This is a genomic window from Planobispora rosea, assembly GCF_014648175.1.
GTDB classification, from domain to species: Bacteria; Actinomycetota; Actinomycetes; order Streptosporangiales; family Streptosporangiaceae; genus Planobispora; species Planobispora rosea.
In genome coordinates this window covers 1-22,997 of the sequence record NZ_BMQP01000013.1, presented here as the reverse complement: position 1 = coordinate 22,997, position 22,997 = coordinate 1, and the positions used below count along the sequence as shown (strand labels likewise).

Annotated in this window: 21 protein-coding genes and 2 tRNA genes; 8 read left to right on the top strand and 15 right to left on the bottom strand. The window is 72.1% G+C overall.

Annotation, left to right across the window (positions count from 1 at the left end):
• Window positions 1–130 precede the first annotated feature (130 nt).
• Entirely contained in the window at window positions 131–796 is a 666-nt protein-coding gene (locus tag IEZ08_RS14960) for a hypothetical protein (protein WP_189242338.1), read from the top strand.
• Window positions 797–919: 123 nt separating this feature from the next.
• Here the strand turns inward: IEZ08_RS14960 and IEZ08_RS14955 are convergent, their stop codons facing one another.
• The 6 genes from IEZ08_RS14955 to IEZ08_RS14930 all read right to left on the bottom strand — a co-directional run bounded on the left by IEZ08_RS14955 (window position 920) and on the right by IEZ08_RS14930 (window position 2,679).
• Complete coding sequence (locus IEZ08_RS14955) at window positions 920–1,288, bottom strand: nuclear transport factor 2 family protein (RefSeq protein WP_068924336.1); 369 nt, start codon at window positions 1,286–1,288, stop codon at window positions 920–922.
• A 69-nt stretch (window positions 1,289–1,357) separates the two neighbouring features.
• Complete coding sequence (locus IEZ08_RS14950) at window positions 1,358–1,648, bottom strand: hypothetical protein (RefSeq protein WP_189242337.1); 291 nt, start codon at window positions 1,646–1,648, stop codon at window positions 1,358–1,360.
• Window positions 1,645–2,178 (bottom strand): hypothetical protein, encoded by a 534-nt coding sequence (locus IEZ08_RS14945; RefSeq protein WP_141704118.1) that lies wholly within the window; start codon window positions 2,176–2,178, stop codon window positions 1,645–1,647. The genes IEZ08_RS14950 and IEZ08_RS14945 overlap by 4 nt, the downstream gene beginning before the upstream one ends.
• A 123-nt stretch (window positions 2,179–2,301) precedes the next feature.
• On the bottom strand, window positions 2,302–2,493 hold the full coding sequence (locus IEZ08_RS14940) for a hypothetical protein (RefSeq protein WP_068924334.1): 192 nt from the start codon (window positions 2,491–2,493) through the stop codon (window positions 2,302–2,304).
• 25 nt (window positions 2,494–2,518) lie between these two features.
• Window positions 2,519–2,593 (bottom strand) — tRNA-Val (locus IEZ08_RS14935).
• 14 nt (window positions 2,594–2,607) lie between these two features.
• Window positions 2,608–2,679, bottom strand: a tRNA-Gly gene (locus tag IEZ08_RS14930).
• Between the two features lie 146 nt (window positions 2,680–2,825).
• Between IEZ08_RS14930 and dusB the strand changes: the two genes are divergently transcribed.
• The 3 genes from dusB (at window position 2,826) to IEZ08_RS14915 (ending at window position 7,204) form a co-directional block, all read left to right on the top strand.
• Complete coding sequence (gene dusB / locus IEZ08_RS14925; RefSeq protein WP_068924333.1) at window positions 2,826–3,950, top strand: tRNA dihydrouridine synthase DusB; 1,125 nt, start codon at window positions 2,826–2,828, stop codon at window positions 3,948–3,950.
• 125 nt (window positions 3,951–4,075) lie between these two features.
• Entirely contained in the window at window positions 4,076–6,151 is a 2,076-nt protein-coding gene (locus tag IEZ08_RS14920) for a TRAP transporter permease (RefSeq protein ID WP_203863256.1), read from the top strand.
• A 72-nt stretch (window positions 6,152–6,223) separates the two neighbouring features.
• Window positions 6,224–7,204 carry a TAXI family TRAP transporter solute-binding subunit gene (locus IEZ08_RS14915; RefSeq protein WP_068924332.1) on the top strand — a complete coding sequence of 327 codons (981 nt, stop codon included), beginning with the start codon at window positions 6,224–6,226 and terminating at the stop codon, window positions 7,202–7,204.
• A 113-nt stretch (window positions 7,205–7,317) separates the two neighbouring features.
• Here the strand turns inward: IEZ08_RS14915 and IEZ08_RS14910 are convergent, their stop codons facing one another.
• The 3 genes from IEZ08_RS14910 to IEZ08_RS14900 all read right to left on the bottom strand — a co-directional run bounded on the left by IEZ08_RS14910 (window position 7,318) and on the right by IEZ08_RS14900 (window position 11,970).
• Window positions 7,318–7,851, bottom strand: coding sequence for a DUF2087 domain-containing protein (locus tag IEZ08_RS14910; protein WP_068924331.1), 534 nt, complete (start codon window positions 7,849–7,851; stop codon window positions 7,318–7,320).
• Between the two features lie 113 nt (window positions 7,852–7,964).
• Window positions 7,965–10,469 (bottom strand): DEAD/DEAH box helicase, encoded by a 2,505-nt coding sequence (locus IEZ08_RS14905; protein WP_068928924.1) that lies wholly within the window; start codon window positions 10,467–10,469, stop codon window positions 7,965–7,967.
• 70 nt (window positions 10,470–10,539) lie between these two features.
• The gene (locus IEZ08_RS14900) at window positions 10,540–11,970 is read right to left on the bottom strand and encodes an acyltransferase family protein (protein WP_189242336.1); all 1,431 of its coding nucleotides are present in this window, start codon (window positions 11,968–11,970) and stop codon (window positions 10,540–10,542) included.
• A gap of 193 nt (window positions 11,971–12,163) precedes the next feature.
• Between IEZ08_RS14900 and IEZ08_RS14895 the strand changes: the two genes are divergently transcribed.
• The 3 genes from IEZ08_RS14895 (at window position 12,164) to IEZ08_RS14885 (ending at window position 15,120) form a co-directional block, all read left to right on the top strand.
• Complete coding sequence (locus IEZ08_RS14895; RefSeq protein WP_068924330.1) at window positions 12,164–13,411, top strand: sensor histidine kinase; 1,248 nt, start codon at window positions 12,164–12,166, stop codon at window positions 13,409–13,411.
• A complete protein-coding gene (locus IEZ08_RS14890; protein ID WP_068924329.1) occupies window positions 13,402–14,049 on the top strand; it encodes a response regulator transcription factor in 648 nt (215 codons plus the stop codon). Before IEZ08_RS14895 ends, IEZ08_RS14890 begins: the two co-directional genes overlap by 10 nt.
• 72 nt (window positions 14,050–14,121) lie before the next feature.
• Window positions 14,122–15,120 (top strand): phosphotransferase enzyme family protein, encoded by a 999-nt coding sequence (locus tag IEZ08_RS14885; protein WP_189242335.1) that lies wholly within the window; start codon window positions 14,122–14,124, stop codon window positions 15,118–15,120.
• A 21-nt stretch (window positions 15,121–15,141) separates the two neighbouring features.
• On the opposite strand, the gene IEZ08_RS40250 is transcribed toward IEZ08_RS14885, so the two are convergent.
• From IEZ08_RS40250 to ureA, 4 genes are all read right to left on the bottom strand, one after another.
• Window positions 15,142–17,013, bottom strand: a complete 1,872-nt coding sequence (locus tag IEZ08_RS40250) for a tetratricopeptide repeat protein (protein WP_189242334.1) — start codon at window positions 17,011–17,013, stop codon at window positions 15,142–15,144.
• Between the two features lie 300 nt (window positions 17,014–17,313).
• Entirely contained in the window at window positions 17,314–18,300 is a 987-nt protein-coding gene (locus tag IEZ08_RS14875; protein WP_068928923.1) for an agmatine deiminase family protein, read from the bottom strand.
• Window positions 18,301–18,409: 109 nt separating this feature from the next.
• Window positions 18,410–20,059 (bottom strand): urease subunit alpha, encoded by a 1,650-nt coding sequence (locus tag IEZ08_RS14870; RefSeq protein WP_068924326.1) that lies wholly within the window; start codon window positions 20,057–20,059, stop codon window positions 18,410–18,412.
• A gap of 55 nt (window positions 20,060–20,114) precedes the next feature.
• The gene (gene ureA, locus IEZ08_RS14865; RefSeq protein ID WP_189242333.1) at window positions 20,115–20,918 is read right to left on the bottom strand and encodes an urease subunit gamma; all 804 of its coding nucleotides are present in this window, start codon (window positions 20,916–20,918) and stop codon (window positions 20,115–20,117) included.
• Window positions 20,919–20,982: 64 nt separating this feature from the next.
• On the opposite strand from ureA, the gene IEZ08_RS14860 reads away from it, so the two are divergent.
• Window positions 20,983–21,627 carry a TetR/AcrR family transcriptional regulator gene (locus IEZ08_RS14860; protein WP_084780315.1) on the top strand — a complete coding sequence of 215 codons (645 nt, stop codon included), beginning with the start codon at window positions 20,983–20,985 and terminating at the stop codon, window positions 21,625–21,627.
• A 63-nt stretch (window positions 21,628–21,690) separates the two neighbouring features.
• On the opposite strand, the gene IEZ08_RS14855 is transcribed toward IEZ08_RS14860, so the two are convergent.
• Complete coding sequence (locus IEZ08_RS14855) at window positions 21,691–22,461, bottom strand: VOC family protein (RefSeq protein ID WP_068924323.1); 771 nt, start codon at window positions 22,459–22,461, stop codon at window positions 21,691–21,693.
• A gap of 115 nt (window positions 22,462–22,576) precedes the next feature.
• Window positions 22,577–22,997: GGDEF domain-containing protein (locus IEZ08_RS14850; protein WP_189242332.1), on the bottom strand; the 421-nt coding region annotated here is incomplete at its 5' end.

Genomic DNA, 22,997 nt, shown 5'->3' with positions numbered 1-22,997 from the left:
GCCGGATCATGCCGCGATCCCGTCTCCGCACCCCGGGCACGGCTTGCCGACCGGTGTCCGTACAGGCTGGAGAAGGGGTTGCAAGCGGGGGATAACCCGGGTGCAAGCCGCTGCCTCTAACGTTCGGGGCGTGTCCAGACGACTTGTTCTCGGTGGTGCCGCGGCCGCGGCGAGCGCCGCGCTGCTGTTCCCGTCCGCTCCCGCCTCCGCCCAGGCGGCGGCCCCGGTCCCGGCCCCGGCGCAGGCCTCGGCCACCGCGCCGACGCCGGCCAAAGTGTCCGGCAAGCTGTTCGACGCGTGGGTGCGCAGAGACCGCCACGCCGCTGCCAAGGTGGCGACCCCGTCTGCCGTGAAGGCCGTCTTCTCCTACGTCTACCGCGACCCGGACAAGTTCGCCGGATGCTCCGGCAACGTCTGCCGGTTCGTGCACACGAGCGTGAACGTGCCCGGCGGGCTCGACGGCTTCGCGATGGTCGTGTCCGGGTCGAAGGTGACCAAGGTCTACCGGTCACGCCATTTCACCAAGCCGTCCACCGCCGCCAAGCACCTGTTCGCGGCCTGGAAGCGCAACGACCGCTACCAGGGACTGGAGGCCGCCCGTACGGGCGTCGCGAACAAGCTGTTCCGGGTGAAGTACGACCCGAAGGGCGTGGCCCACACCTTCCAGGGCTGCTCCTCGGAGCCCAAGGGGTACTCGTGCGCCTACTCCTACGAGGGCGGCGCCATGTTCATGCACGTCCGCGGCTCGAAGACCACCGGCTACGAGGTCCGCTCGATCAGCTACATCGCCGACTGAGCCACCGGCCGGGCGGGCGGGCCCAACGGCGTGTCCGCCCGCCCGGAACGGTCCGGTACGGGAACGGCTCCGCTCCGGGCGGGAGCGGTCCCCGGCGGACGGAGCGGGAGACCAGGTCTGGTCCTACCGGGTGCGGCTCTTCGGATGCTTCATCCACCACTCGGTGAACTCGCGACAGCGGCCGTCGGCGTCGAGCCGGATCACCCACAGGTTGCTGTAGGTCAGGTCCGGGTAGGCCGTGGTTCCCCGGATGATCGCCACCTCGTCGGTGACGCTCACCGGAGACCACTCGAACGTGGTCTCGCCGGGCTCGTCCCTCCTCTCCAGCCAGCGGGAGACGATCTCCCTGCGGCCGCGCCACGGCGGGTCGAACGGGGCGGTGTAGTACTCGGCGTCCTCGGTGAACAGGGCGCCGATGTGCTCCGGATCGTTGGAGTTCCACGCTTTGACGTATCCGTCGATCCACGCGCTCACACGGCTGAGATCCGTCATGGGACCCGGTCTATCCCAAGCGGGATCCGGAGGGAAGCCCGTACGGCGCGCTGAGCTGTGGAGCGGCCCTCAGCGGTCGTCGAACACCTCGGCCATGTCGGTGGCGGTCGCCGCGCGGGTCACCCAGGTGGTCAGCAGGCTGAAATCAGTGCAGGAGGTGATCCGCTCCCGCTGGGCGGCGTCCGGGACGAACCCGCGGGCCTCCAGGACGGCGATCACCATCTCCGCCCCTACGCGTGTTTCGGCCCGTGTTTCGGCCCGTGCTTCGGCCCGTGCTTCGGCCCGTGCTTCGGCGATGGCCTCACGCCTTCGCATGAGCCGCTCGAAATGGCTCTCGGTGTCCGGGGTCATGGTGCTCATGATCTCCTCCAGTTGCGCACGGACCGGCCCGGGGAGCTGTTGCTGCCGGTGGTCACGATGTCGAGGTCGTCGGGGTGGGTGATGGCGCTCAGGACGGCGACCTCGGGGGAGGCCAGGACGTCCTCGGCGCAGCCGGGCAGAGGGAACTGATCGGGGCCGACGACGATGGGACACAGCAGCATGCACGAGTCCGGGGGCGCGATGGGCCGGTCGTAGCGGGCGGCGACGGCTTTGGTGAAACAGATCACGATGAGGATGACGGCGCAGTGGTGGCGGCCCATGAGGCCGCCGACGTAGGCGGCCCAGGACCAGACCTTGCGATTGTCCCAGGCGCGCTGGACCTCCACGATGAGGAAGCGGCGGTTGCCATCGGGGCCTTGCAGGGAAATGACGGAGTCGGCGAGGTATTCGGCGGGCAGACGTTCGTTGAGCTCGACCGATTCGAGACGGGCGTCGTGGTAGCCGTCGGCGGTGGCGCGCAGGCCGAGGGCGAGGAGCTCCAGGGCGAAGATGGGTCGGCGTCTCGCCATCTCCAGAGGCATCTCGTGCTGGTGACCGGGGGGCACAGTTCTCCTTCCGCCCTTTCTGAGGGTAGTGGGAACTTTACTCTCCGTGTCGATGAGTGTCTGTGAAATAGCGAACATGAGTTCGGATCATGTCGAGGTGAAGTCGGGAGCCCTGTGGACGGTTCGGAGCGCCTCCGCGAAGCCGGTCGAGGCCTCGGGGCCGTGCGGCGTGAACTCAGGGACGGGGTCGGCGGCGCCGTCGGCGATCCGGAACGATCGGGAACGGAAAAAACCCCAGCTCACGATCAAGAGCTGGGGCTCCGCCTTCTCGTCGGCCAAGCCGGGCCTGGTCCGCAGTGCGGTGTGGTGGACGATACAGGGATTGAACCTGTGACCTCTTCCGTGTCAGGGAAGCGCTCTCCCGCTGAGCTAATCGTCCTCGGGTGAACCCAGAGCGGAAGACGGGATTCGAACCCGCGACCCTCACCTTGGCAAGGTGATGCTCTACCCCTGAGCCACTTCCGCGTGTTTCCGCCGGATGTTTCCCTCCCGCGGCGACGAGAGAACTCTAGCGGGTTTTCCGGACAGGTGTGTAACCGTGCGTTCCCCGTGGCGTTCCCGCAGCCGGAACCCGGTTCGTCCCACCCGGCCGAGTGCGGTAGAAACACCAGGTGGAGTCGTTGAAGCTGGGATCGCTGGAGGTCTGGCCGCCGGTCGTCCTCGCGCCGATGGCGGGGATCACCAACGCGCCCTTCCGCACGCTCTGCCGGGAGCAGGGCGGCGGGTTGTTCGTCTGCGAGATGATCACGACGCGGGCGCTGGTGGAACGGAACGCCAAGACGCTCAAGATGATCCGCTTCGCGCCGGAGGAGAAGTTCCGGAGCATCCAGCTCTACGGGGTCGATCCGGTCACCGTCGGCCGGGCCGTGCGGATGGTCGCCGAGGAGGGCCTGGCCGACCACGTCGACCTCAACTTCGGCTGCCCGGTGCCCAAGGTGACCCGGCGCGGCGGCGGGTCCGCGCTGCCGTACAAGCGGAACCTGCTCCGCGCGATCCTGCGCGAGGCCGTGCGCAACGCCGGGACGCTCCCGGTGACCATGAAGATGCGCAAGGGCATCGACGACGACCACCTGACCTACCTGGACGCCGGGCGGATCGCGGCGGAGGAGGGGGTCGCCGCGATCGCGCTGCACGGCCGTACCGCGATCCAGCACTACGGCGGGACGGCCGACTGGGAGGCGATCGCGCGGCTGAAGGAGGCGGTCACCGAGATCCCGGTGCTCGGCAACGGCGACATCTGGAGCGCCGACGACGCGCTGCGGATGATGGAGTCGACCGGGTGCGACGGGGTCGTGGTGGGCCGGGGCTGCCTGGGCCGCCCCTGGCTCTTCCGCGACCTGGCCGCCGTGTGCGAGGGGAGCGCGGAGCGGGCCCGGCCGTCCCTGGGCGAGGTCGCCGCGACCATGGACCGGCACGCCACGCTGCTGACCGAGAGCTTCGGCAGTGAGCAGCACGCCGTGACCGACTTCCGCAAGCACGTCGGCTGGTACCTCAAGGGCTTCGTCGTCGGCGCCGAGCTGCGCCGTCGCCTGGCGACCTCGAACACCCTCGCCGAGCTGCGCGAGGGACTGGCCGAGCTGGACGCCGCGCAGCCCTGGCCGGACGGGGTGGTGGACACCCCGCGCGGCAAGACCCACGCCCGTGACCGCGTCCACCTGCCCGCCGGCTGGCTGGACGACCCCTACGACCTCGCCGTGCCCTGCGCGGACGCCGAGCTCGACACCTCGGGCGGCTGACGGCGGCTCCCCGGGACACTGGAAACGATCATGTAACCATGTTGTGATCTCTTTCTGACGGCCCCGTGTCAGCCCCCCGAGTACGGTGCCGTCAACGGCATGGCGGCTCATCCGGGGAGTGGCGTGTGACGGGCACCACAGCGGCACCTCCGCCCTCAGCCGAGGCGCTCATCGCGGAGTACGACGCCGAGCGGCCCGCCCGGCACCTGTCCGGCGCGCTCTCCCGGGCCGTCACCCTGATCGCGCTGGGGCTCTCGCTCTACGTCCTGTGGTGGACGTTCTTCCCGGGCTCCGTCCTGCCGTACCGCATGCTGTTCCTCGCGGTCGTGCTCCCGCTCGTCTTCGTCTGCTACAAGCCCCGGCGCAAAGGCGGGAACGGGCCGGGCGCCGTCGACTGGGCGCTGGCCGCGCTCTCCCTGGCGGCGTGCGTCTACCCTCTGGCGGTCTTCGACGCCTTCATCCGGCGCACGTTCGACCCCACCGTCCTCGACACGGTCGCCGGGGCGGTCATCTGCCTGCTGGTCCTGGAGGCGTGCCGCAGGACCGTCGGCTGGATCCTGCCCGCGGTCTGCCTGCTGTTCCTGGCCTACGCCTACTACGGCGGTTACCTGCCCTTCGACTGGCTGCTCGGGCACCGCGGCTACGACCTCGACCGGATCCTCGCCTCGTTCGTCATGGGCACCGACGGGGTGTACGGCGTGCCGCTGGACGTCGCGGCGACCTACATCATCCTGTTCACGATCTACGGGGCCGTCCTCGACCACTCCGGCGCGGGGCGGTTCTTCGTGGACGTCTCCCTGGCCGCCTTCCGGCGCTCGCGGGCCGCGCCGGGCCGTACGGTGACCCTGGCGGGCTTCCTGCTCGGCACGGTCAGCGGTTCCGGGGTCGCGACGACCGTGAGCGTCGGCAGCGTCGCCTGGCCGATCCTGCGCCGTGCGGGCTACCCGCGCGAGCAGGGCGGGGGAGTGCTCGCCGCGGCGGGCATCGGGGCGATCCTGTCCCCGCCCACGCTGGGCGCGGCGGCGTTCATCATCGCCGAGTACATGGAGGTCGGCTACCTGACGGTGCTGATCTACGCCCTGATCCCCACCCTCCTGTACTACCTGGGGATCTTCCTGGCGATCGAGATCGACGCCCGCCGGTACGGCACGCGCGCCGTCGCCGTCGCCGTCGCCGTCGACGCGCCGCGCCTGTGGCCGTTGCTGCGGCGCTTCGGCTACCACTTCAGCTCGCTGTTCGTCATCGTCGTGCTGATGGCGCTGGGCCAGTCGCCGTTCCGCGCGGTGGTGTACGCCACGCTGCTGGCCTTCGCGCTCTCCTTCCTCGACCGCGAGCACCGGCTCACGCCCCTGCGGGCGGCCCGCGCCCTGGCCGCGGGCGCCATGGGGGTGCTGCCGGTCGCGGTCACCTGCGCCGCCGCCGGGATGATCGTCGCCGTCGTCACGCTCACCGGCCTGGGGCTCAAGGCCAGCTCGCTGATCGTCGGGGTCTCCGGCGGCGTGCTCGCGGTCACCGCGCTGATGTGCGCGCTGGCGGTGCTCCTGCTCGGCCTCGCCGTACCGGTGACCGCGTCCTTCGTGATCGCGGCGGTCATCATCGCGCCCGCGCTGAAGAACCTCGGCGTCAGCGACGCCGAGACGTACATGTTCATCTTCTACTACGCGGTGTTGTCGGAGGTGAGCCCGCCGACGGCGCTGTCGGCCTTCGCCGCCTCCGCCATCACGGGCGGTGACGCCTACCGCACCATGCTGGCCACCTGGAAGTACACCCTCCCCGCCTTTCTGGTGCCCTTCGCCTTCGTGCTGACGCCCGGCGGTGCGGGTCTGCTCGCCCAGGGGACGGCGGGCGGGATCCTGTTCGCCGCCGGGGCGTCGGCGCTGGCCGTGGCCGCGCTGGCCGCCGTCACCGGCGGCTGGCCGGCGGGCCGGTCCGGGATGCCCGTCCGGGCGCTGTGCGGTGTGGCCGCCGTCCTGCTGCTGTTCCTGTCGCCCGGACCCGTGTTGGCGGGAGCGGGCGTGCTCGCCCTGGCGGTGGTGCTCCACCTCGTGCTGCGCCGGCTCTCCCCGCGCGCCTCTCCGGGCGGTTCCCCGCCCGGCTCCGTGCCGGAGGGCTCCCCCTCCGTGCCGGAAGGTTCTCCCTCCGTGCGGGAGGCCGCTCCTTCACCTCGAGAGGACCCCGCCGCGCAGGAGGGTCCCCCATAGACAGCTCGACAGAACATCCTCCACGACACACCCCTTGGGAGAGCTTCCTCCCGTGAAACGAGAGGTTCGACTATGAGACGTCTCACCGTCCTGCTGGCCGCGGGGATCCTGGCCCTCAGCGCCTGCGGCGGCGACCGGTCCGCCGAGCAGGCCGCCGAGCAGACGGCCACCGGAGGCGCCGGAGGCGGGGGCAAGCGCCTGTCGATCGCCACCGGCAACACCACCGGCGTCTACTACGTCCTCGGCGGCGGCCTGGCCGACCAGATCAGCAAGAACCTCCCCGGCTACCAGGCGACGGCCGAGGCGACCGGCGCCTCGGTGGAGAACATCCAGCGGGTCGTCAGGGGCGACTCCGACATCGCCTTCACCCTCGCCGACTCCGCGGCCGACGCGATCGCGGGCAAGGGCGCCTTCACCTCGCCCCAGCCGATCCGCGCCATCGCCCGGCTGTACGACAACTCCACCCAGGTCGTCGCCACCACCGAGGCGAGCGTGAAGTCCATCGCCGATCTCAAGGGCAAGCGGGTCTCCACCGGCTCGCCGAACTCCGGCACCGAGGTCATCGCGCTGCGCCTGCTCAGGGCGGCGGGGCTCGACCCCGACAAGGACGTCACCCGCCAGTCCCTGGGCCTGCCCGAGAGCGTGCAGGGCATGAAGGACGGCAGCCTGGACGCCCTGATCTGGTCGGGAGGCCTGCCCACTCCGGGAATCACCGACCTGTTCACCAGCATGAAGGAGAAGGTCGCCTTCGTCCCGCTCGACGCCTCGCTGCCGAAGATGCAGGCCGAGCACGGCCAGGTCTACGCCCAGGGGACGATCGGCAAGGACGTCTACGCCACCGCGGCCGACGTGTCCACGATCGTGGTCCCCAACCTGCTCGTGGTGAACTCGTCGATGGACGCGGCGCTCGCGGAGAGCCTGACCAAGCTGATCTTCGACCGCAAGGCGGAGCTGGAGAAGGTCCACCCCTCGGCCAAGAGCATCACCCGTGAGAAGGCGCCGACGACCGAGCCGGTCCCGCTCCACGACGGGGCCAGGAAGTACTACGGCTGATCGGGGTCCCGCCCGGCCGGAGCAGGCTGACCGCTCCGTCCGGGCGCGGGTCCCCCGGACCTTCCGCGGGAGAACGCTGGGCGAGTGGTCCCCGGCCTGCGGGCCGTCCGCGCTCAGGCGCCGGGGCCGGGGGAGATGTCCACGGCGCCGCCGCTGCGCCAGTAGACGTTGTTCTCCCGGGTCAGCATGCCCTCGTCCACCAGGTAGCGGCGGAGCGCCGCGTAGTCGTCGTGGAAGGCGCGCAGCGCCACGTTGACGGCCTTCTCCGGGTAGCGCACGCCCGGCTCGAAGACCTGGGCGACGTAGTCCAGCACGATGAGCTGCTTGTCCCGCTTGGTGGGGATGGCCCGCAGCCGCCCGTCCACGAGGAAGGAGCGCAGCACCTTCTCCTCGGGGGAGAGCACCTCGGGGGGCGGGGCGGAGGCGTGCAGCAGCTCGCGGAAGCGCTCGCGCCGTACCCGCCACCCGCCCTCACCGTCCGGAACGGCCAGCCCGCCGCGCTCCAGCCGGTTCAACGCCAGCGACATCGCGTCCCGGTCGAGCCCGGACTCCTCGGGCCCTCGTTCCAGGGCCAGCGCCGACAGCACCCGCAACGTGTCGTCCTGGTAGAGAAGGCCGAGAACCTGCCTGATCGCCTCATCGCTCATGGTTGCATCCTCCCGGTTCCCGTTCCCGCGCCGCCATCGGAAAATCCGGCCTGTGAGATACCCGTGGGACCTCCTCGCCGAAATCCCGCGGGTGACACCTCACCGCCGGGATCTCACAGGCGGTTGAGGCCGGTGACGTGGATGACCGCGCGGCCCTCCTCGTCGGAGGCGGCCAGGTCGACCTGGGCGTCGATGCCCCAGTCGCCGTCGCCCGCCGGGTCGGCGATGACCTGGCGGACCTTCCACAGCTCCTTCTCCTCCTCGATCCGGAGCAGGGCCGGGCCACGGGCGTCCGGGCCGGTGCCGACCTCGTCGTGGTCGTCGTAGTAGGCGTCCAGCGCGGCGGGCCAGTCGACGTCGGGGGCCAGCTCGGCCAGCTCCTCCTCCCGCTCCCAGGCGACCAGCTCGACCAGGCGGAACATCGCGTTGCGGACCAGCACCCGGAAGGCGCGCGGGTTGCCGGTGACCGGACGCGGCTTGGTCTCGATCTCCTGTTCCGCCTCGGGGATCAGGGCCGGGTTGGCCAGCTTCTCCCACTCGTCGATGAGGCTGGAGTCGACCTGCCGGACGAGCTCGCCGAGCCATTCGATCAGGTCGACCAGGTCCTCGGTCTTCAGGTGCTCGGGGATGGTCCGCGAGAGCGTGCGGTAGGCGTCGGCGAGGTAGCGCAGCACGGTGCCCTCGGAGCGGGCCAGCTCGTAGTGGGCGACGTACTCGGTGAAGGTCATCGCCCGCTCGTACATGTCCCGGATGACGCTCTTGGGGCTCACCGTGTAGTCGGCCACCCACGGGTGCCCGCGCCGGTAGGTCTCGTAGGCGCCCAGCAGCAGGTCGGCCAGGGGCATCGGGTGGGTGAGCTCGGCCAGGAGCTCCATCCGCTCCTCGTACTCGATCCCGTCGGCCTTCATCTGCGCCACGGCCTCGCCCCTGACCTTCTTCAGCTGGGCGGACAGGATCTGACGCGGGTCGTCGAGGATGGACTCCACGATCGAGACCATGTCCAGGGCGTAGGTCGGCGACTCCCGGTCGAGCAGCTCGAAGGCGGCCAGCGCGAACGTCGACAACGCCTGGTTGAGGGCGAAGTCCTCCTGCAGCTCGATGGTGAGCCGGGCCCTGCGCCCCTGCTCGTCGGGCTCGGGCAGCTGCTCCACCACACCGCCCGCCAGCAGCGAGCGGTAGATCGCGATGGCCTGGCTGATATGCCGCCGCTGCCACTTGCGGTCCTCGTGGTTGTCGGTGAGCAGGTGCTTCATCGCGGCGAAGCAGTCGCCCGGCCGGTTGATGACCGCCAGCAGCATGGCGTTGCTGACCTTGAAGCGGGAGGTCAGCGGCTCGGGCTCGGCCTCCTGCAGCTTGGTGAAGGTCTCCTCGCTCCAGCCGACGAAGCCCTCCGGCGGCTTCTTGCGGGCGTAGCCGCGCCGCCGCTTGGGATCGTCGCCGATCTTGGCCAGCGCCCGCTCGTTCTCGATGACGTGCTCGGGCGCCTGGCAGGCGACGTAGCCGATGGTGTCGAAGCCGGCCCGGCCCGCCCGCCCGGCGATCTGGTGGAACTCGCGGGCGCGCAGCCGCCGTACCTTGTTGCCGTCGTACTTGCTCAGCGCGGTGAACAGCACGGTGCGGATCGGCACGTTGACGCCGACGCCGAGGGTGTCGGTGCCGCAGATGACCTTCAGCAGCCCGGCCTGGGCCAGGCGCTCGACCAGGCGGCGGTACTTCGGCAGCATGCCGGCGTGGTGCACGCCGATGCCGTGCCGTACCAGCCGGGACAGGGCCCGGCCGAAGTTCGTGGTGAACCGGAAGTTGCCGATGAGCGCGGCGATGGCCTCCTTCTCGGCCTTCGAGCACATGTTGATGCTCATCAGCGCCTGCGCCCGCTCCATGGCGGCGGCTTGGGTGAAGTGGACCACGTAGACCGGGTACTGGTTGGTGGAGAGCATCTCCTCCAGGGTCTCGTGGAGCGCGGTCATCCGGTAGGAGTAGACCAGCGGGACCGGGCGCTCGGCGTGCTTGACCACGGAGGTGGGGCGGCCGGTGCGCCGGGTCAGGTCCTCCTCGAACATGGTCACGTCGCCGAGGGTCGCCGACATCAGGACGAACTGCACCTGCGGCAGCTCCAGCAGCGGCACCTGCCAGGCCCAGCCCCGGTCCGGCTCGGCGTAGAAGTGGAACTCGTCCATCACCACCTGGCCGATGTCGGCCTGGGCGCCGTCGCGCAGCGCGACGTTGGCCAGGATCTCGGCGGTGCAGCAGATGATCGGCGCCCCGGGGTTCACGCTCGCGTCGCCGGTCATCATGCCGACGTTCTCGGTGCCGAAGACCTCGCACAGGTCGAAGAACTTCTCCGACACCAGCGCCTTGATCGGCGCGGTGTAGAAGGTCCGCATGTCCCGGGTGAGCGCGGTGAAGTGCGCGCCCGCCGCGACCAGGCTCTTGCCCGAGCCCGTCGGGGTGGCCAGGATCAGGTTGTTGCCGGAGACGACCTCGATGAGGGCCTCCTCCTGGGCCGGATAGAGGGTGAGGCCCCGTTCGGCGTTCCACCCGACGAAGGCGTCGAAGATGGTGTCGGGGTCGGCGTCTATCTCTTCCGGCAGGCGATCTACAAGGCTCACGGTTCCCATCCTGCCGAACAACCGGCGGTGGTCGGACCGCCGGGGCGGCCCGAGTTTCCCGCGCGGCCCCGCCGGCTGCCTACGCGGCCCTGCCGGAACGGGCGGTTGCGGTCCCGTCCGTACGGCCGGAGGCGGCCCCGCCGGTGCGCTCGGAGACGGTCCCGTCCGTGCGGGCGGAGGGGGTCCCGTCCGTGCGCGCGGAGAACGTCAGCAGCAGTCCCGCCAGGAGCGCGCCCGCGCCGATCACGGGCGCGACGCCGGGAACGAAGCCGAACATGGTGAGCAGGAGCAGCCCCGTCCCGGTCAGCGCCGTGGCCACCGCGATCCTGACCGTCCCGCCCCGGTACGGTCCCGCGGCCGGCGGCTCCTCGAACCGGGCGAAACCCCTCAGCATCGGCCACGCCGCCAGCGCGAGCATGAGCAGCCAGTGCGGCCAGCCCGACAACCAGGCGCCCCCGCCCGGCTCCGGGGTGGACACGCCCAGCCCCACCACGACCACCGCGGTGACCGTGAACAGCGCGCTCATGTGCCACAGGTAGACCGTCATCATGCGGGGACCGGCCCAGCCGAGCACCCGGTCCACCCCCGGCCACGAGGCGAACGCGACGATCTGCCGCCGCAGGCCCAGCGCCAGCCCGATCTGTCCGAACGCGACCGCCAGCAGCGCCACCGTGGGCGGCGCCATGTTGGACACCGCGGCCCCGGGCATGCCGATCATGCTGCCCGGGTACGGCCCGGCCGCGACCAGCAGCGCGGCCAGGCCGTACCCGGTCACCGCCATGATCCACGGGCGGCGCAGGCGGCCGTCGGCGTACAGGAAGCCGAGCTGGTGCACCGCCAGCCAGACCAGGACGATGTTGGGGAATCCCGCGATCTCCAGGCCGCTGGTGAACCGGATGACGTCGACCGCGACGGCCCCCGCCGCCAGCGCCGCGGGCACCCGCCAGCCGTAGGCCGCGTTGAGCCTGAGCATCAGCGGCGTCGACGCCACCGCGACGAGATAGATCGCCAGGAACCACAGCAGCTGCCCGGCCAGGCGCGAGGCCGTGACCACCGGCTGCTCGGGCAGGCCCGAGGCGAGCAGCAGGTGGGGCAGGGGGATCCAGACGGCCGCCAGCGGCAGCACCGGCCAGGCCAGGCGGCGCAGCCTCGTGGCGAGCCAGGCCGGCCCCGTGGCGCCCCGCCGGACCGCGCCCCGCCGGCTGATCGCGTTGGCGGCGCCCCCGGCGAAGAACACCAGCGGCATGACCTGGCTGATCCACGTGATGATCCAGGCGTTCCCCGAGGCCAGCGCGTTCCCCGTGACGATCTCCTCGCCGGTGAAGGACAACACGGGCATGCTCCAGTGCTGGAGCACCACCAGCGCGATACCGAACAGGCGCAGGACGTCGATGAAGAGGTCCCGGCCGGGCGCGGGGGCGAGCGGCGAGGCGGGCGGGCCGGACGGCGGCGTGAGCGGCGCGCGGCGCGCGGCGCTCCCTGGCGCGGGGCGGGTCAGAACGGTGGCCATCGGGCGTCTCGATTCCTCACGGGGGGCATGGCGTTGTGGTTCGAGACTTTCGCGGCGACCCGGGGCGGCGCAGTGACGGCTGCGGGCCTCTTCGGGGCAAGATCACCCCACCGGGAGGGGTAGGGCCAGCCCTACCCCAGGATGCCTGCCGGCAGGGTCGATCCCCGCCGCCGGGACTCGTAGCGTTGCCTCCATGAAACCCCTCATGCGCCGCATCGGCATCGACACCGGCTATCTGTTGCTCGGCTTTCCTCTCGCGGTGATCGCGTTCTGCCTGACGGTCGTCGGCCTCGCGGCCGGCGTCGGGACGGTGATCGTGTGGATCGGCGTGCCCGTCCTGGCGGCCACTTTGATGCTCGCCCGGGGCTTCGCCGACCTGGAACGCCGCATGCTGCCCGAGGTGCTCGGCCGTCCGGTCGCCCGGCCGCGCTACCGGCCCGCCCCGCGGGACGCCGGGGCGTTCCGCCGGCTGGTGAACCCGCTGACCAGCGGCCAGTCCTGGCTGGACGTGTTGTACGCCATCGTGAACTTCCCGATCGCCACCGCGACGTTCTGCGTCACCATCACCTGGTGGGCCGGGACGATCCTCGGGCTGACCGCTCCCATCTACGGGTGGATCACCGCCAGCATCCCCGGCAACGAGGGCCTGGCCGAGCTGATCGGGCTCGGCGACAGCGTCCTGATGGAGGTCGTCCTCACCACCGTCATCGGCATACTGTTCGCGATCACGCTTCCGGTGGTCGTCCGCGGCGCGGCGCTGATCCAGGGCGGTCTGAGCCGGGCCATGCTGACCGGCGTCGCCGAGCTGCACGAGCGCATCGACGACCTGGCCGAGGGCCGGGCCGCGGCGGTCTCGGCCGAGGCCAACGCGCTGCGCAAGCTGGAGCGCGACATCCACGACGGGCCGCAGCAGCGCCTGGTCTCGCTGGCCATGGACCTGTCCCGGGCCCAGCGCCAGCTCAAGCGCGACCCGCAGGCCGTCGAGCGGATGCTCTCCGAGGCCATCACCTCGACCCGGGAGACCCTGGACGAGCTGCGCGCCCTGTCGCGCGGCATCGCCCCGCCGGTCCTCACCGACCGCGGCCTGGCGCCGGCGCTGGCCGCCCTCGCCGGTCGCTGCACCATCCCGGTCGAACTGGACGTCCAGGTCGACCAGCGCTTCCCCGCCGCGGTGGAGAACGCGGTCTACTTCGTGGTCGCCGAGTCCCTGACCAACGTCGCCAAGCACAGCCACGCCACCGTCTGCACGGTGACGCTCAGCAAAACCGGTGGCGTCCTGATGCTCACGATCGGGGATGATGGGGTCGGCGGCGCACACGTCGCCAAGGGACACGGCCTGTCCGGCCTCGCCGACCGCCTCCGGGCGGTGGACGGCGAGCTGTCGGTGGACTCCCCGGTGGGCGGGCCGACGGTGATCGTGGCGGAGGTTCCGTGCGGGTAGTCGTGGCTGACGACGCGGTGCTGATCAGGGCGGGCCTGATCAGGCTGCTGGAGGAGTTCGGCTGCAAGGTGGTGGCGGAGGTCGGTGACGGCGGCGGTCTCGTGGAGGCCGTCGCCGAGCACCGTCCGGACGTGTCCGTGGTGGACGTCCGGATGCCGCCGAGCTTCACCGACGAGGGCCTGCGGGCCGCGGTCGAGGCGCGGCGGCGGGTGCCGGGGGCCCCGGTGCTGATCCTGTCCCAGTACGTGGAGGTGTCCTATGCCGACGACCTGCTCGCCGACGCCAGGGGCGCGGTGGGCTACCTGCTCAAGGACCGGGTCGTGGACGTGGACGACTTCATGGGGGCCCTGCGCACGATCGCGGGCGGCGGCACGGTCTTCGACCCCCAGGTGGTGGCCCAGCTGATGGTACGGCGCCGCCGCGACGACCCGCTCGCCTCCCTCACCCCCCGGGAGCGCGAGGTCCTCGGCCTGATGGCGGAGGGCCGCTCCAACCCGGCCATCGGCCGGCAGCTGGTGGTCAGCGACGGGGCGGTGGAGAAGCACATCCGCAGCATCTTCACCAAGCTCGGCCTGCACGCCGAGGACGGCGACCAGCACCGCCGGGTCCTGGCGGTGCTGGCCTACCTCCGCTCCTGAGACCCCGGCGCGGCGCCCGGCGCGGTCTCGGATAGGATCCGAGCCTTTGCGCGAGCGTCCGGGAGGAGACCCATGCAGGCCCACGACCTGTCGGCCGGTGGCGACGTGCTGGCCCGCGTGCACGACACGGCCCGTACGGCGGCGCGGCTGCACGGCCTGCCCGACGCCGAGGTCACACTGATCAACGTGTCGGAGAACGCCACCTTCCGGGTGGACGACCCGGCGACCGGGACCCGCTCGATCCTGCGGGTGCACCGGCTCGGTTACCACTCCGTCCCGGCGATCCGCTCCGAGCTGGCCTGGCTGGAGGCGCTCCGCCAGGAGGCCGGGGTCAGGACCCCGAGGGCGATCCCCGCCCCGGACGGCTCCCGGGTGCTGACCGTCCCCGGGGAGCTGCCCCGCGAGTGCGTCATGTTCGAGTTCCTGCCCGGGACGGAGCCGCCCGAGGATCGCCTGGTCGAGGACTTCGAGCTGCTCGGCGAGGTCACCGCGCGGATGCACCGGCACGCGCGGGCCTGGCGCGAGCCCGCCGGGTTCACCCGTTTCCACTGGGACTACGAGGCCGCCCTGGGGACGGAGTCCCGCTGGGGACGCTGGCAGGACGGGCCGGGGATGGAGCCCGGGGCGCTGGCCGTACTGGACCGGCTGGACAAGGAACTGCGCGAGCGGCTGCACCGCTTCGGCCGCGATCCCGGCCGCTACGGCCTGATCCACGCGGACCTGCGCCTGGCCAACCTGCTGACCACCGGGGACGGGCCGCCCAGCGTCATCGACTTCGACGACTGCGGCTTCAGCTGGTACCTCTACGACCTCGCCGCGGCGCTCAGCTTCATCGAGCACCACCCCCTGGTCCCGGAGATGATCGAGGCGTGGCTCCGGGGGTACCGGACCGTGCTCGGCCTGCCCTCCGAGGAGGAGGCCGAGATCTGGACGTTCATCATGTTCCGCCGCCTGCTGCTGGTCGCCTGGATCGGCACCCACACCGGGGCGGACATCGCCGCCGAGCTCGGCGCGGGCTACACCCTGGGCACCTGCGAGCTGGCCGAGCGCTATCTGACGGGCACCGTCTGACGAGCACCGTCTGACGGGCCGTCACTGCGCCGGTCGTTCGCCGCGCAGCGAGGCCAGCTCGCGCCGGGCGTCCTCGTCGGCGGGGTCCAGCTCCAGAGCCCTGGCGAGGTCGGCCTCGGCCTCCCGCGGCCGGCCCGCCGCGCGCAGCGCCAGCGCCCGGTTGAACAGCAGCGCCGGGTCCGTCCCGGGTTCGAGGGCTCGGGTGAAGTCGTCGACCGCCCCGGCCGGGTCGCCGGTCTCGAAGGCCAGCGCGCCCCGGGCGGCCCAGGCCGCGGTGAGCGAGGGGGCACGTTCCAACGCGCGGTCGAAGGCGGCCCGCGCCTCCGCGTGCCGGCCCTCCGCCATCTCCACCTGGCCCAGCGCGCACAGCAGGTACGGATTGCCCTCCTCCAGCGAGAGCCCCGCCTCCGCGTCCGCCCGCGCCCTGCCGTACTCGCCGAGCGCCGCCAGCAACCCGGCCCGGTTGGCCAGCGCGTCCACGAACTCCGGGTCCAGCTCCAGGGCGTGGTCCAGGTCGGCGAGCGCGCCGGCGTGGTCGCCGGTCGAGAAGCGGATCTCGGCCCGGTTGTAGTACGGCTCGGGGAAGGGCGGGCCCGCCTCCATCGCCGTCTCGTAGTCGGCGGCGGCCTCCTCCAGCCTGCCGAGCCGGTACAGGAGGTTGCCGCGGTCGATGTAGTAGTCGGGGTAGCCCGGGTCGGCGGCGATCACCCGGTTCAGGTCCTCCAGCGCGTCCTCGGGGCGGCCCAGCATGATGGCGAGCTGCGCCCGGTTGGCCAGGAGCACCAGCCGGTGGATCGGGTGCTCGTCCGGCCGGAGCCCGCTGTCGGCCAGATCGACCGCCTGCTGGACGAGCTCCAGGGCTTTGGCCGGGCGGCCGCGCCGTACCTCGATCAGGGCCCGGCCGTTGAGGTCGAAGCCCAGCTTGAAGGCGCGCTCGCCCGGGTCGGGCAGCAGCGTGGAGATGGCGATCGCCTGGTTCACCCAGGCCAGCGCCGCGTCCAGGTCGCGCCCGGCCGGGTCGTGGTGGCGGACCTTCAGCATGCCGGTGGAGTAGGCCGCCGCCGCGTGGGTGACGGGGGAGACGCTCTCCCGCCTCGCGCGGTCGAACAGGGCCTCCGCCTCGTCCTCGCGGCGCAGCGAGCCGAGCGCGGTCGCGGTGCTGTGCAGGAACCGCCACCAGAGGTCCGGCTCGGTCTCCGGGTCGACCAGCGGGAGCGCGCGCAGGCCCAGCTCCGCCACCGCGTGGTGGTACCCGGAGTCCAGGCACCACTCGACCGCGAACCTCAGGGCCTCGACGGCCCTGCGCGGGTCGGTGCCGCGCTCGCGGTGGTAGGGGATCGCGCCGAGCCGGGCGCCGATCGTGCCCTGCGCCTCCAGCTCGTCGGCGCGCTTGTCGTGCTCCTCGGGCCTGAGATCCTCCTCGAGCTCCCCGGACGGGGCCTGCTCGCCGGTCACCACGACGAGCAGGTCCGGGCCGAGCCGGCGGCGCAGCACCCGCAGGAGCTCCCGGTCGGTCGGGTCGGCCTCGTGGAGGTTCCTGACGACGAGGGTGCGCGGGCCGGTCGCGCGCAGGTGCGCACGGACGAACTCGGCCAGGCCGTTGGCGATGCGCAGCGTCCGCCGCGGGGCGTGGACCAGGATGCGCTCGGCCCGGGGGAGACGGGCGGCTATCGACTGGCGCCGCGCCGGGACCAGCTCGCCCAGATCGGGGGCGACGGTGCGCAATTCGATGTCGTAGCGGGCGACCAGCTCCGGCCCAGCCTCCGGCACCAGCGCCGAGGCGATGGCGCTCCCGGCGGTGTACGGGCCCCGCAGGCGCCGGTCGGCGTCGATCGGGGACAGGAGCAGGGGAGGAAGCTGGGTCTCCTCCGCGATGGGCGATCCCCGGCTCACCGGTCTCCTCGCGTTTCGTCTCGTCAGGTCGTGTCCTGCCACGGACCGGCGTCCGCCGTTGGACGCCGGTTCGGCGAACTTCGGTTCAGCCCACGTGCTTGGGGCTGGCAGCGCCGCTCAGCGCGACGGTGCCCGGCTTGTGAACGATAACCTTCTTCACGCCTGCTCCTCTCTGGAAATGGTGCAAATCGAAAGTATTCGGAGCGTGTGCACGGATTGACAAGATCTTTCCGGCGAGTGTCCTAACCTGGCCAAACGCTGGACAGAAGCTGGTGAATCTGTCATGTGTGAGCTGACCTTTCAGGGGCGGGGCTGCTGCTGGGTGATGCAGTGGATGCCGCCGCCCAGCGCGAAGATGTCCCGGGCGTCCACCGGCCGGATCGCCCGCCCGGGGAAGAGCCTGGCGAAGATCTCGGCGGTCTCGGCGTCGCGCGGGTCGTCGAACGAGCAGAGCACGACCAGGCCGTTGGCCAGATAGTGGTTGATGTAGGAGTAGTCGACCAGCTCCCCGCCGGCCTCCGTGGTCTCCGGCGCGAGCAGCTCGACGACCTCCAGGGGGCGGCCCCTGGCGTCGGTCGAGGAGCGCAGGATCGCCAGGTTCTCCCGGGTGACCTCGTAGTCCGGGTGGGACGGGTCGGGCTGGACGTGGCAGAGCACCAGGCCGGGCCGGGCGAAGGAGGCCAGCAGGTCCACGTGGCCGCTGGTGCCGTACCGGCCGTAGTCGGCGGTCAGGCCGCGCGGCAGCCAGATGACCTTCTCCACCCCGAGCCGGGCGCGGAGCTCGTCCTCCACGCCCTCCTTCGTCCAGCCGGGATTGCGCTTCTCACCCAGCTGCACGGTCTCGGTGACGATCACCGTTCCCTCGCCGTCGACGTGGATGCCGCCGCCCTCGTTGACCAGCTCCGAGCGGAAGCGGCGCGCGCCGACCCGCTCCAGGATCGCCGCGGCCACCAGGTCGTCCTTGGCGTGGGCGTTCCAGCCCCAGCCGTTGAAGGTCCAGTCGACGCCCGCCAGGCCGCCCTCGCCGTCCAGCAGGAAGGTCGGGCCGTTGTCGCGCATCCAGCAGTCGTCGAGCGGCTGCTCCAGCATCTCGACCCGGGAGTCCAGCCAGTGGGCGGCGGACTCGGCCTCGCTGGGGTCGACGACCATCGTGACCGGCTCGTAGCGCACGATCGTGTTGGCCACGTCGGACCAGGCCCGGTAGGACGCCTCGGGGTCGGTGAGGGCGTAACCGGAGACCGGCCAGGACATCCAGGTCCGGGTGTGCGGGTGCCATTCGGGCGGCATGAAGAACACGTGCTGGCTCCTGTCGGGAGGGTCGGAGGGGAGCGACCGCCGATGATTCGGCCGCCCCGGGGATTCGGATGCGCCGGAGACCCGGGTTCTCCGGCGGGTCTCAGAGGAAGTACAGGCGGCTGAGGGAGACCGATTCGGCGGCGGCCGAGCGGAGCTCCTCGCCGTCGAGGCTGACCCGGCCCAGCGCGTCCACCTGGACGGACCCGAGCCGGGAGTTGCGGACCATGTTCCCCGGGCCGATCCCGCGGGTGCCGCGCACGCCGACGCGCCGCCGGCGGGTCGTCATGCGGTCGCCGCCCGAGACGGCCGCGGCCTGGCTGACGAAGGCCACCGACAGGTCCGCGGCCGTCGCGCCGTGCGCGCCGAACTGCGGGCCCAGCACCAGCGGCTCGCAGGTGTCGGTGGAGGCGTTCGGGTCACCGGTCACGCCGTAGGCGGGGAAACCGGCCTTGAGCACGAGCTGCGGCTTGGCGCCGAAGTGGTCGGGCCGCCACAGCACGATGTCGGCGAGCTTGCCCGGCTCCAGCGAGCCGATCTCGTGGGCCAGGCCGTGCGCGATCGCCGGGTTGATCGTCAGCTTGGCCAGGTAGCGCAGCACCCGCTCGTTGTCGTTGCGCTCGGGGGCGCCCAGCTCGGCCTTCATCTTCCCGGCCATCGCGAACGTCCTGCGGACCGTCTCGCCCGCGCGCCCCATGCCCTGGGCGTCGGAGGAGGTGATGCCGATGACCCCGAGATCGTGCAGCACGTCCTCGGCGCCCATCGTGCCGGCCCGGATCCGGTCCCTGGCCAGGGCCGCGTCCCCGGGAAGCTCGGGCTTGAGCCCGTGCACGGCGACGATCATCCCGTGGTGCTCGGCGACGGCGTCCCGGCCGAAGGGCAGCGTCGGGTTGGTCGAGGAACCGATGACGTTGGCCACCCCGGCCAGCTTCAGCACGTTCGGCACGTGACCGCCGCCGCAGCCCTCGATGTGGAAGGCGTGGATCGTCCGGCCCTCCAGCACGGCGAGGGTGTCCTCGACCGACAGGCACTCGTTGAGGCCGTCGGTGTGCAGCGCCACCTGGACGTCGTGCTCCTCGGCCACCCGCAGCGCGGTGTCCAGCGCCCGGGTGTGGGCCCCCATGTCCTCGTGCACCTTGAAGCCGCTCGCCCCGCCCTCCGCCAGCGCCTCCACGAGAGGGGCCGGGTGGGAGGACGATCCGCGCGCCAGGAAGCCGATGTTCACCGGCCAGGCGTCGAAGGCGTTGAACGCGTGCCGCAGCGCCCACGGCGAGTTCACCCCGACCCCCCAGACCGGGCCGAACTCCTGCCCGATGATCGTGGTGACGCCCGAGGCGAGTGAGGCCTCCATGATGCGCGGGCTCAGCAGGTGCACGTGGGTGTCGACGGCGCCCGCCGTGGCGATCAGCCCCTCGCCGGAGACGATCGTGGTGCCGGTGCCGACCACCACGTCCACCCCGTCCAGCGTGTCGGGGTTCCCGGCCCGGCCGACGGCGTGGATGCGCCCCTCCCGGACGCCGATCGACGCGGTCCGCACCCCCAGGAACGGGTCGAGGATCAGCACGTTGCTGATCACCAGGTCACAGGTCTCCCCGATCGAGGCGGCCTTCAGGTGCAGCCCGTCCCGGGCCGTCTTGCCGAACCCGGCGAGGAACTCCTCGCCGGGCTTCTGCGAGTCGTGCTCGACCTCGACCACGAGGCCCGAGTCGCCGAGCCTGACCCGGTCGCCCTTGCGCGGGCCGTACACGCTCATGAGATCCCCTCCACCGGCCGTGTGAACGGCTCCTCCATGCCTGCGCTTCGCCCGCTCACGCGCCACTCCCCAGATAGCCGCAGGCCCGCGCCTTCTCCATCGCCCGCTCGAACGCCCCCGGAGCGTCCAGCGGCCCGTCCACCAGCCCGGCGAACCCGATCACGACCCGGGCCCCGCCGATCGGGACGAGCCGGACGGTACGGCTCTCGCCCGGATCGAACCGGACCGTGGAGCCCGCCGGGATCGCGAGCCTGCGCCCGTAGGCGGCGCCCCGGTCGAACCGGAGCCGGGGGTTGACCTCGAAGAAGTGGAAATGCGAGGTGACGCTGATCGGCACGGTCGCGGTGTTGACCACCTCGACCTCCGCCTCGTCGTCCGCACCGCTCGCCCCGCCGGTCGCCGGGGCCGGGCCGTCGGTGTGGACGGCGGTGCCCGCGCGGGTCGTGACGCCCGTGTGGACGGCGGTTTCCCCCGCCGTGAGGACCTCCGCCGCGGGGACCTCCGCCGCGGGGACCGGCTCGATCACGGCGCCGGGGGCCTCCGCGCCGAGGGAACCGCCCCCGATCGGATCGGTCACCACGGCCAGCCGGGTCCCGTCGTCGAAGACGGCCTCGACCATCACCTCGGTCACGATGTCGGCCACGCCGGGAAGCACGTCGTCCGGGCCGAGCACGGCCCGCCCGGCCTCGATCGCCCCGGCCAGCCGGGCACCGTCCCTGGCGGCCTCGCAGACCGCGTCGGCGATCAGCGCGGTGGCCTCCGGCACGTTCAGCCGCAGCCCTCGCGCCCGCCTGGACCGCGCCAGCTCGGCGGCGGTGAACAGCAGCAGCCGGTCGCGTTCGGTAGGTGTCAGCCGCACAACCGCCCCCTTTAGAACTTCCTTCAAACTTAGAGCAGCATTCTAAACCGGTACGGTGTCACCTATGACTGCCGATCGGGAAGCCTCCACTCGGGAAGCCCCCACGCGAAGGGCCGCGGCGCGGCTGGAACGCCCCGACGTGCGGGCCCACGTGCTCCGGGCGGCGCTGCTGGCGATCGACGAGGTCGGCCCGGAGCGGGTGCGGGTGCGGGACATCGCCGAGCGGGCCGGGATGAGCAGCGGTCACGTCATGTACTACTTCGGCAAGCGTGACCGGATCCTGGTCTCGACGCTGCTGCTCAGTGAGGACGAGCTGGCCGAGCGCCGCACCGCCGAACTCGCCTCCGTCGCCGGCCCGCGCGAGGCGGTCGGCCGGTTCGTGGAGCTCTACCTCCCCGTGAGCGCCACGGACGTGCGGTGGCGGCTGTGGGCGCAGGTCATCGCCCGGCCGCCGACGGACGCGCAGACACTGACCAGGATCGCCGGCTTCACCGGGACCTGGGTGCGGGAGCTGGCCGGGATCGTGACCCGGGGGATCGGCGAGGGGGTCTTCCGTCCGATCGGCGACGCCGAGGACCACGCGACGCGGATGTGCCGGATCATGGACAGCCTCGCGAACGACGTCCTGCTCGGGCTGCCCGGCTGCGACGCGGCCTGGGCCCGGGACCAGGCCGTCCGGGCGATCCTGCGGGAGCTGGGCGGCGCCTGACCCCGGACCGGAGGCCTCCCGGCGGGGACGCTCCCCGGGCCGGAGCCTGAGCCGGGGCGCCGGTCAACCGGCGGCGCTGGTGATGACGGCGAACCGCGCGCCGTGCGGGTCGGTGAGGGAGGCGAAGCGGCCGACGCCCTCGGCGTCCGCGGCGGGCACGACCACGGTGCCGCCGAGCTCCCCGGCCCTGGCGACCGTCGCGTCGCAGTCGGCGACCTCGAAGTACGGCAGCCAGTGGGGCGTGCCGTCCTGGAGCGGAATGATGCCGGCGATGCTCGCGTCGTCGCCCTCGCCCTCGGCGGGCGACACCAGGATGTAGGTCGCGTCGCCGAACGGCGTGTCCTCGATCCGCCAGCCGAAGACCGCCGTGTAGAACGGGCGGACGGCGTCGGGGGACGGGACGTACAGCTCGGTCCAGGACAGGGAGCCGGGCTCGGTGACGGCGTCGAGGCCCTTCGTGGCGCCGGGCTGCCAGACCGCGAACCGGGCCCCGGCCGGGTCGCTGAACTGCCCCATCCGGCCGTTGTCGAAGACGTCGAACGGCGCGGCGCGGACGGTGCCGCCCGCCTGCTCGACGGCCTTGGCGGTGGCGTCGGCGTCGGGGGTCTGGAAGTAGACGATCCAGGACGAGCCGGCACCCTCCTCGGTGAGCGGGCCGACCGCGGCGACGGTCTTCCCGCCGGTCTGGAAGAAGCCGTAGCCCCCCGCCTCGGGACCGGCCGACTGGAAGTCCCAGCCGAGCACCCCCCGGTAGAAGGAGACGGAGGCCTCGACGTCGGGAGAGCCGAGATCGATCCAGTTGGGAGCGCCGGGGACGTACTGCGTGGTGAGCATGACATGCTCCTTCGAGGTCCGTACGTGACGGGCGGCGCCCCGTGGCCTCCGCAGACGGGAGACGGTGCGCCGCTCATCTGGCCACCCGTCAGCCTCGCACGGCCCGCCGACAATTTCAGGACGGCCCGCCGGGGGCGCGGTGCCTTCCCACGGGCGGGGGTTTGACCGGCGAGCGGGCCGGCAGGCCGGCCCGCATGGTGCGGTCGCGTCCGGCGTCCTTGGCGGCGTAGAGCGCGGTGTCGGCGCGGCGCAGCAGCTCCAGGGGGCTCTCCCGGCCGTCCCAGCGGGCCAGGCCCGCCGAGAAGGTCTGCTGTTCCGGGGTGACCAGGCGCAGCGCCGACAGCAGGTGCTCGGCGTCGTCCAGGGTGCGGCCGGGCATCAGCAGCACGAACTCCTCACCGCCGTAGCGGGCCAGCATGTCGCCGGAGGTGATCACCAGGCTCCAGGCGGTGGCGGCCCCGGCCAGCAGCCGGTCGCCGGCCTGGTGGCCGTGGGTGTCGTTGAAGCGCTTGAAGTGGTCGAGGTCGAGCAGGGCC